Origin of the sequence: Pseudoalteromonas sp. BSi20311 (genome assembly GCF_000239875.1) — a bacterium.
Lineage (GTDB): Bacteria > Pseudomonadota > Gammaproteobacteria > Enterobacterales > Alteromonadaceae > Pseudoalteromonas.
The window spans coordinates 1-8739 of sequence record NZ_BADU01000040.1 but is presented as its reverse complement, the minus strand read 5'-3'; the positions used below and the strand labels follow the sequence as shown (position 1 = coordinate 8739).

Here is an 8739-nt window from a genome sequence, read left to right as displayed (position 1 = left end):
AGTAAAGCTAAATAAGTCTTGAAGCTTTTGTATTGCTAACACTGCCATTGTTAGGGCTACAAACAGTTCAGCGGTTTGCATTGATAATAAGCTATTATTCGCTGCAAAACTAAATGCCACACTAAGCAAAAAACTAACCGAAAAAATCGCAATCACGGGCGTGTAAGTTGTACCTTCTTGCCCAGCTTTTGGCTTATCAAAGTAATCGCGTAAGTCGACATAGCCACCTATACGTTTATTATCAATAAATGTTTGAGGTGTAGTTTCTACACTGTGTTGTTTTTTAAATTCATCTGTTTGCTCTCGAGAAGTTAATAGCTGATCATCAACTGTATATCCCTCTCGCTCTAGTAGGTCTTTTGATTTTAAACCAAACGGACAAATATGCTCATCTGTGGCCATTCTAAAAAGTTGGGCTGATTTACTCATGTTTAGCTCCCTTTTATGTATTGGTATAAAATTTTACTTAGCATTAAAATCCGGTACGGTCCTAGATTGTGCTTGCTCCTGAGTTTCTGCTAGGCCATTTTTCTCTATATCCTTTAGTAACCACTGCATTTCTTTAATCTCACGACGCTGTGCCTCAATAATATTTGTTGCAAGCTCTTGGACTCGCTTATCTTTGATTTTTGCCCTTTCACTGGTGAGTATTGCAATTGAATGATGTGGGATCATCGCCGACATCCATGAGCTATCATCAACAGTCGCTTGTGATCGAACTAAAAATAAACTTCCCGCAAATACGGTAACACTAGCAATGAGTACTGTTATATTTTTCTTTTTATTTTTATACATATTGAGCATGAAAAGTAGCATTATCACTGCCATCGTGGCTCCCATATAAAGCGCCATATAAGTACGAGTTTCACTAAAAAAAACATGACTTAGCTGATAAGTATTCAAATACATCAGTACAAACATGACTAATGTTGATGTGGCTATCATTAAGAAAAACTTTAAATACTGCGACATTAGATGGCTCCTTTCTATCATTTACTTTGTATATCATTTATACCAATGGGTAATTCTTACAGGTTATTAGGCGTAAACCCACTATATATTTAATCATTGAATCAATGTTTAATATTACATCAAGAGTTGTGCCATAAGTGTTAAAACTGCTCAGCGTATTTGCTAATATGCTTATAAGTATTCTGCTGTAAATCGTGCGTAAGCATTTCAATATTATATTTATTAAAGCGATCGCCCATTTCCATACCTGGCGTACCAGCAGGCATAGAGGGAACAGAGAGCCCTATCGTCTTTTCAGGATGTTGTTCAGCTAAAAACTGTTTTATATGTTTGGCGGGAACATGACCTTCAAATACAAATCCATCGGCTGAAACGGCTGTATGGCATGACCGCATATTTGGTTTTATTTGATACTGAGATTTAATCGTCCCCATGTCATTGACGTTAATTGCTTTTGTTTGAATATTGTTTTCGCTCAAATGAGCAATCCACTTATTACAACATCCACAATTTTTACTTTTATAAACGGTAAGCTCAATTTTAGGTTTTTCTGAATTCTCATAAGTTATTAATGCTTTATGTTGTTTTTCGATACTTATCGCCGAAAATGACATAGTTAATGATAAAAATAACGCTGAGGTAATGTAGATTACTCGCATTGTTAACTCCTTAATTTGACCAATGAATATGAGTGATTTTCCAACCTGTATCGGTGTTTTTTAATGTGATTGATTCCATTCCCATAGACTTAATATCTTTTCCTTTGTACTTTCCTTGAGTTTTACTTCTTGAAATTGAGTAAGCTATGTCTCCATTTGTGTAAACTTGATGCTCTAGTAGTTCACTATTAACAGCACTTAAGAATTTCATATCCGCTATCATATGATGTTTCGCGTATTCATCTGCAGAACGCTCAACACTTCCGCCTTCAAAAATGATGACATCGTCGGCCAGTAATTTACGTGCAGCTTCGCGATTGCCTTGTTTTAGAGATGCATGAAATAGGCTGACTGTTTTTGCAGCCTCGCTATCAACATTGACAAAGGCCTTGCCTTTTTTTGAATATTTTTCATCGTCATGTGCACTAACAGTAAAAGAACTAACAGTGCTAAAAATTAGTAGCAATAAAATTTTTAAATTAAAGGATTTAATTAACATACATTTTCCTTTTTTATTAATCGTTAAATAGGCGGACCAACAAGTGTTGTAAATACACTTGTTGTAATAAGTACAAATAGGGCAATTAATATTTCAACAGTGATCGAGCGTTTTAATATACTTATATGGTGTTGTTGAGTGATTTGCGGGACTAAAAAAAGCTTATGCCATGCACCTAGTAACAGCATCGCGCTGACGAGTAACAGCTTTAATAAAATTAGTTGCCCATAATTTGATGTAAACAACGCAGAAAATGACTCTAGGTACTGCAGGAGCAGAGTTAAGCCCGAAATAAGTAGTACAAATACAATAACAATAGCGAGTTGACCAAAGTAATGCATTAACCGCTTTACTTCACTGGTAGGTAGTAAAGTGCAGCTTTTGTAAAGCGGCCACAATGACCCTAACCAGCTCGCAATGGCAATAAGGTGAAAGGTTAAAATACTTTTCACTAACCCATTTTCATTTGCACTGTGCCCAGTAAAAGTGAAGCTATAAGCGATAAACCCAAGCATGATTAGTATAACGGCACCGTTTTTATAACCTGCTACGTTATCATCTGATTCCACACTCCACATACATGCGCTAATTAGAGCAATAATGAGCGCTGGTATTCTAAACGTTGCTTGGTCACCTATGACTGATTGCCAAACAATTTCAAGCATAAAGGGGTCAAACATTCCCATAAAGCCTGATTCAGCCATTGCTCCAGCTTCTATTGGTACTTGTAAAAGTGCAGCAATACTACCTGTAACTACACACGTAATTTGCCAACGTTTTAAGAACTGATAAAAGCTAATTACCTGATGCCCTGCAACATTGCTGTTGCCACACATAAAGCGCATTAATAAAGTGCCCGCAAGCCCTGCAATTGCTATATAGCTTGCTAGTTTTAATAATAATAAGAGTACTGACCATTCACTTAATTGCATTATGTTGCTACTTAATGATTATGTTTGCTGTGGGTATTAGATTGTTCTTGCATCATCTTATGCGATTCACTTTTGTGTACCATAAATCTAAACGTGTCGGTCATTTTATGTCCATCACCACCCAGTGCTGTCCATTTAACCGTGTAAGTGCCTTGGGCTAGGCTCGGTAATGACCAATTAAAGTCTGTACTTGGGGTGGCGCTGGGTTTGAAATCAAAGTTTATTGATTTATTTTTTTCATCTTTGATGATGACTTTTGCTAGCCTTACTTCACCACCAAAAGTTAACGAAAGTTGCTCTGGGCTTTTCATTAACATGGCTTCTTGCGCAGGTGTTGATTGCTTGAGTGATATATGCGCTGATGCGGAAAATGTAAGCACTAAACCTAAAATGGCTACTGCAGAATTAAAAAACTTCATAATTACCTCTTATTTAAAATGATTAAAACCAAAATTTAATACCCGCAACAAATGCGGTGTTGTTGTTACTTTGTCCACTTGATGTGGCATAGTCGGCGGTATTGCCAAATTTATTGCTCCATTCAACGCCAATATAGGGCGCAAACTGGCGTGTAAATTCATAACGAACCCTAAAGCCAATCGCGCTGCTTGATAGGCCACTTCCAAGTTCGTTTTGTTTATCGTTTTTGCCATAAAGTGTAATTTCGGCTCGCGGTTGTATAATTAGCTTTTGCGTGAGTAATAGTTCGTACTCTGCCTCTAACGTAAATGCGGTATTGCCTCGCTCACCTACGTATGCTGTCATATCAAGTTCAAACCAATAAGGGGCTAAACCTTGTAAGCCAAAAGCTAACCATTGCCGATTTTCACCTTCTTTATTGTAATCAAGACGAACACCTGCTTGAGTATCCCAATATGCTGATACGGCGTGACCCCATAAAATATCGGTTTGGTTTTCTTCAATACTTCCTTCGCTGAAATCACCCTCGGTTTTAATTACCAATCGATCAAAGGTAGTGCCGTACCATGCTTGTAAGTCAAATACACCTGCGTTTGCTTGCTCGTTATATTCAAGACGATCGCCTAGTAATGCGTAAAATGGATGCTCATCAGCGAGTGTTAATCGCTCATTGCCCTCAAGCGCATATGGGCCTTCTGTTAAAGTTGTTCCCGCAGAGTAAGCATGGGGGTCTCTTGCATCTTTAGGTGCACTTCCTCCTTGTGGTTGCATCTTAGCGCTATTCATTTGTGCCATTTCACTTTGCGCTAATAAAGGGAAACTAATTAATGAAGCCCCTGTTAACATTAATAAACCTAATGATTTAGATAGTTTTAATTGTTTCATGATACGACTACCTCTCTAAACATACCGGCATCCATATGGAATAATAAATGGCAATGCCAAGCCCAGCGACCTACATCGTGAGGGGTGGTTAAAAAGCTGATTCTTTGTGCGGGTTGAACAGGTATCGTATGACGTCGCACTTGCACATCACCTTGCTCGTTTTCTAAATCACTCCACATACCATGCAAATGCATAGGGTGCGTCATCATGGTATCGTTTTGTAAAATAACTCTTAAACGTTGGTTATGCTTCATATGCACTGGCGTGCTTTTACCAAATTCTAAGCCATCAAATGACCAGCTATAACGTTCCATATTTCCGGTTAAATGCAGCTCAATTTCAGCTTCTGGCTCTTGCTGGTTAGTGATCCCTTCAAGTGAGTGTAAATCTGCAAGTGTTAAAACACGACGACCATTTTTACGTAAACCAATACCAGGATCATCAAGATTTGTTCTCGGCATATCAACGCGCATATCAACTGAAGCTCCATACTCCGTTTTTGCATGACGCACTTTAGAGCTGGCAACCGCTAATGGGTTTTCAGACATACCATGTTTGCTATGATCCATCGCCATTGGACCGTGATCCATAGCGCTATGATCCATTTCTTTAGAGTTCATACCTGACATGCCAGCCATACCTGCCATTGCAGAATGCTCACCGCCGTGGGTCATATTGCCCATCATATCGGTCATCGTTAACCATTCAACAGGGTCAAGTGCAGGTACTGGCGCATCAATATTAGGCGAGCTTGATAAAGTTCCTTTTGCGTAACCAGAGCGATCCATACTTTGAGCAAAAATCGTATAGGCATCATTTTTAGGCTCAACAATTACGTCGTAGGTCTCACCAGGGCCGAATCTAAATTCATCTACTGTCACAGGTTCAACATTTTGTCCATCAGCTTGTACAACTGTTAACTTCAGCTCAGGTATTCTTACATCAAAAAACGTATTGCTAGAACCGTTAATAAATCTAAGCCTAACCTTTTCGCCAGCTTTAAACATTCCTCGCCAATTTGACATTGGCGTACTACCATTCATTAAAAAAGTCATTGCAGATGCTGATAAGTCAGCAAGATCTGTAGGGTTCATTCTCATTTTATTCCACATTTCCCGGCGTTGTAGCGCATTTGAAACGCTGCTATTTGAAATGTCATCAAAAAACTCTGGAACAGTAGGTTGATTAAAGTTAAATACATCGCTCTGTACTTTTAACTTGCGGAACAAATCCATTGGGTCATCATCAGTCCAATCAGATAATTGAATAACATGCTCGTTATCTGCACTAATAATATCTTTTTCTCGCGGTTCAATAATTAATGCACCGTACATGCCAGTCATTTCTTGAAAGCCACTATGTGAGTGATACCAATATGTACCGCTTTGTTGTAATTTAAATTTATAAACAAAGGTTTCGCCAGGCATAATCCCTTTAAAACTGATACCAGGTACGCCATCCATTTGATACGGTAAAATAATGCCATGCCAATGAATTGAACTCGGTACTGATAACTTATTTGTTACTCTAATAGTAACGTCATCGCCTTCTTTGAGGCGCAAGGTAGGGGCGGGTATAGAGCCATTGATAGTTGTCGCCATACGTACTACGCCAGTAAAGTTAACCGGCGATTCATCTATAACCAGATCAATTACTTTGCCGCTAAGTTCGGGCACAGTGCCTGTTATTGTTCCTGCTACTAAAGATGATGCAGCATGTAATACACTCGGAAAAGCAGCAAGTACACCTCCTGCAATTAAGCCTTGAACAAATCGTCTTCGTGGTGTGCTAACCTGTTGTGATGACTTTTTAAACCCCATTTCCTTACTCCTTCATACCAGAATATGTATTAAGTATAGAAAATAGACCTGTCTTCAACATGACGCGAACATTACAAAGTTGTAATCTTGGTGTCATGTTGCTGTAGTGACAGATACTGCATAATATTTGCAGAGGTAGTTGTTAGGACTTTAATGAAGGAATTGTATGCGCTTATTAGTTGTTGAAGATGAAGCAAAAACGGGAGATTATTTAAAACAGGGACTAAGTGAAGCTGGTTTTCAGGTTTCTTTGGCGCGCAATGGTCTTGACGGTCATCACCTAGCAATGACCGACTTATTTGATGTAATAATACTTGATGTCATGTTACCTGACGTATCCGGTTGGAAAATTTTACAGTCGCTACGTGAAGCAGATAACAAAACCCCAGTACTATTTTTATCTGCTCGCGATAGCATAGACGATAGAGTAAAGGGGCTCGAACTTGGTGCTGATGACTATTTAATAAAGCCTTTTGCTTTTGCTGAAGTTTTAGCAAGAGTACGCACTCTTATTCGCCGTGGTGCAGTACAAACAGTTGACGATATACTGATCGTTGCTGATTTAGAAATGGATATTCCAAAGCGAAAAATACAACGTGCAGGCAAGCGTATTTTATTGAGTAATAAAGAGTTTAGCTTACTTGAACTATTGTTACGGCGCGAAGGTGAAGTACTGCCACGTTCGTTAATTGCTTCTCAAGTATGGGATATGAATTTTGATAGCGACACCAATGTGATTGATGTTGCCATTCGTAGGCTAAGAGCAAAAGTTGATGATGACTTTACTATTAAATTAATTCATACGGTTCGTGGTATGGGCTATAAATTAGAGGTTGAAACTGATGGCTATTAAGTCACGGCCTTTATCACTTACGATGCGTGTTGTGTTGTTTGTGGCTGTAACCGTTATTGCGTGCTTAACTTTAGTTGCCACCTTAATAAATAGTTCGATAAAACATCATTTTTTCAAGCAAGATAGTAGTGAACTGCATGTTATTAATCAATCTATTGAATTAGTTTTAAGACAACAGTATAAATCAAACCTGAAACTTAAAAATGAATTATCTAACGCTGTAGCGGGTCATCACGGTGTTTACTATCAGGTAAATACCGCAAAAGGAGAGCTCATTTTTCAAAGTTCTGAACGAGATTTTAGTGATTTTGTAATGAGTGCTAAGGCTTCAGCTGGCTTTAACCGTAACAACATTACCTCATGGCAAAATGATACCCACACCTACCGAGCTCTGGTGAGTAATTTAAGTACTGGGCAACAGCAATACGAAATTACTACAGCGATAGACATGAGCTTTCATTTACACTTTCTCAATCAATTTCAACAAAGCCTTTGGGCTATTATGTTTGGCTCTGCGGTACTCATTTTATTGGTGGCTTGGTTTGCTATACATCAAGGATTAAACCCTTTACGAGGTTTGAGTCAGAAAATGCATGACATCCAAACTAATAAGATGGATGTAAGGCTTGATGAAAATAAAGTGCCTATTGAGCTTGTTAATATGGTGCAGTCGTTTAACTCGATGCTCGACAGGCTCCAAGGTGAATTTATTCGTTTATCAAATTTCTCTAGTGATATTGCGCATGAGTTACGTACTCCACTAACAAATATAATCACTCAAACACAGGTTGGTTTATCTAAAAAAAGACAGTTGTTAGAGTATCAAGAATTATTGTTTTCTAATCTAGAAGAGCTGGAACGACTAACTAAGATGGTTAGTGATATGCTTTGGCTTGCAAAAACTCAGAATGGACTGGTTAAACCCGTTCAAAATACTCTAAAAAGCCATGATGAAATTGAAGCATTATTTGAGTACTTTGATGCTTTGGCTGAAGACTCATTGATTACATTTAAGAAAAAAGGTCAAAACCTTTGTTTTTATTGTGACAAATTACACTTTCGCCAATTATTATCAAACCTCCTATCCAATGCAATAAGGTATGCCCCAAAAGGCTCATCAATCACAGTAAATAGTGAAATATTTACCGCTGAAAAAATATGTATTTCAGTGATTAATACTGGGGAGAGAATACCTTCTGAGCATTTACCTTATTTATTTGACCGCTTTTATCGACCCGATAAATCGCGCCAACGACACAGCGATGGAGCTGGTTTAGGGCTTGCAATAGTTAAAGCTCTAGCGCAAGCAAACGGTGGAAATATAGAGGTCAGTTCAAATAATCAAACTACCAGCTTTAAAGTTTTTCTAAATTTAGCTAAAAGCTAATTATTAAATTTAATAACCCAATGTTTGCTTGTACCTCTAGACTTCCCAGCTTTCATTAAACACCGGTTTATAAACTTAAAGTACAAAACGGAAGTAAACTTCCGATTTGTAAGCCTATATTACTATATTTCGGAAGCAAACTTCCGTTTCTAGTGCTTCAAAGGTAGTTATAGGAAATTTACTTCTGTTTTTCGAAAGCGTTAACCTAGATAGCTATATGAGCCACTTTTCGGGGGCTTATTTGAGCGAGAAGCAGACTGTCAGATAAAATCGTTTTTGGACAGAACCAAGTTAGATTTTATACTCTAATCG

The 8739-nt window shown here is 38.1% G+C and carries 9 protein-coding genes and 1 pseudogene; 2 read left to right on the top strand and 8 right to left on the bottom strand.

The window, feature by feature from the left end; translation table 11 throughout:
- The 8 genes and pseudogenes from P20311_RS04000 to P20311_RS03965 all read right to left on the bottom strand — a co-directional run.
- A pseudogene (locus tag P20311_RS04000) lies at nucleotides 1-429 on the bottom strand (glutaredoxin); the annotation flags it as partial.
- A gap of 33 nt (nucleotides 430-462) precedes the next feature.
- A complete protein-coding gene (locus tag P20311_RS03995; RefSeq protein ID WP_008109932.1) occupies nucleotides 463-972 on the bottom strand; it encodes a DUF305 domain-containing protein in 510 nt (169 codons plus the stop codon).
- 140 nt (nucleotides 973-1112) lie between these two features.
- The gene (locus P20311_RS03990) at nucleotides 1113-1631 is read right to left on the bottom strand and encodes a DUF411 domain-containing protein (protein ID WP_008109930.1); all 519 of its coding nucleotides are present in this window, start codon (nucleotides 1629-1631) and stop codon (nucleotides 1113-1115) included.
- 10 nt (nucleotides 1632-1641) lie between these two features.
- The gene (locus P20311_RS03985; protein WP_008109928.1) at nucleotides 1642-2130 is read right to left on the bottom strand and encodes a nuclear transport factor 2 family protein; all 489 of its coding nucleotides are present in this window, start codon (nucleotides 2128-2130) and stop codon (nucleotides 1642-1644) included.
- A 23-nt stretch (nucleotides 2131-2153) separates the two neighbouring features.
- Complete coding sequence (locus P20311_RS03980) at nucleotides 2154-3062, bottom strand: copper resistance D family protein (RefSeq protein WP_008109926.1); 909 nt, start codon at nucleotides 3060-3062, stop codon at nucleotides 2154-2156.
- Between the two features lie 11 nt (nucleotides 3063-3073).
- Nucleotides 3074-3481: a copper resistance CopC family protein gene (locus P20311_RS03975; protein WP_008109924.1), complete on the bottom strand. Its 408-nt coding sequence runs from the start codon at nucleotides 3479-3481 to the stop codon at nucleotides 3074-3076.
- Nucleotides 3482-3503: 22 nt separating this feature from the next.
- A complete protein-coding gene (locus tag P20311_RS03970) occupies nucleotides 3504-4367 on the bottom strand; it encodes a copper resistance protein B (RefSeq protein ID WP_008109922.1) in 864 nt (287 codons plus the stop codon).
- The gene (locus P20311_RS03965; protein ID WP_008109920.1) at nucleotides 4364-6187 is read right to left on the bottom strand and encodes a copper resistance system multicopper oxidase; all 1824 of its coding nucleotides are present in this window, start codon (nucleotides 6185-6187) and stop codon (nucleotides 4364-4366) included. The genes P20311_RS03970 and P20311_RS03965 overlap by 4 nt, the downstream gene beginning before the upstream one ends.
- Nucleotides 6188-6353: 166 nt before the next feature.
- On the opposite strand from P20311_RS03965, the gene P20311_RS03960 reads away from it, so the two are divergent.
- Both P20311_RS03960 and P20311_RS03955 read left to right on the top strand, forming a co-directional pair.
- Complete coding sequence (locus P20311_RS03960) at nucleotides 6354-7040, top strand: heavy metal response regulator transcription factor (protein WP_008109918.1); 687 nt, start codon at nucleotides 6354-6356, stop codon at nucleotides 7038-7040.
- Nucleotides 7030-8427, top strand: a complete 1398-nt coding sequence (locus P20311_RS03955) for a heavy metal sensor histidine kinase (RefSeq protein ID WP_008109917.1) — start codon at nucleotides 7030-7032, stop codon at nucleotides 8425-8427. Before P20311_RS03960 ends, P20311_RS03955 begins: the two co-directional genes overlap by 11 nt.
- Nucleotides 8428-8739 lie beyond the last annotated feature (312 nt).

Bases quoted from the DNA above. Each gene is read 5' to 3' on its own strand.
- P20311_RS03995 (WP_008109932.1), bottom strand. From the start codon at position 972: ATGTCGCAGTATTTAAAGTTTTTCTTAATGATAGCCACATCAACATTA.
- P20311_RS03990 (WP_008109930.1), bottom strand. From the start codon at position 1,631: ATGCGAGTAATCTACATTACCTCAGCGTTATTTTTATCATTAACTATG.
- P20311_RS03985 (WP_008109928.1), bottom strand. From the start codon at position 2,130: ATGTTAATTAAATCCTTTAATTTAAAAATTTTATTGCTACTAATTTTT.
- P20311_RS03980 (WP_008109926.1), bottom strand. From the start codon at position 3,062: ATGCAATTAAGTGAATGGTCAGTACTCTTATTATTATTAAAACTAGCA.
- P20311_RS03975 (WP_008109924.1), bottom strand. From the start codon at position 3,481: ATGAAGTTTTTTAATTCTGCAGTAGCCATTTTAGGTTTAGTGCTTACA.
- P20311_RS03970 (WP_008109922.1), bottom strand. From the start codon at position 4,367: ATGAAACAATTAAAACTATCTAAATCATTAGGTTTATTAATGTTAACA.
- P20311_RS03965 (WP_008109920.1), bottom strand. From the start codon at position 6,187: ATGGGGTTTAAAAAGTCATCACAACAGGTTAGCACACCACGAAGACGA.
- P20311_RS03960 (WP_008109918.1), top strand. From the start codon at position 6,354: ATGCGCTTATTAGTTGTTGAAGATGAAGCAAAAACGGGAGATTATTTA.
- P20311_RS03955 (WP_008109917.1), top strand. From the start codon at position 7,030: ATGGCTATTAAGTCACGGCCTTTATCACTTACGATGCGTGTTGTGTTG.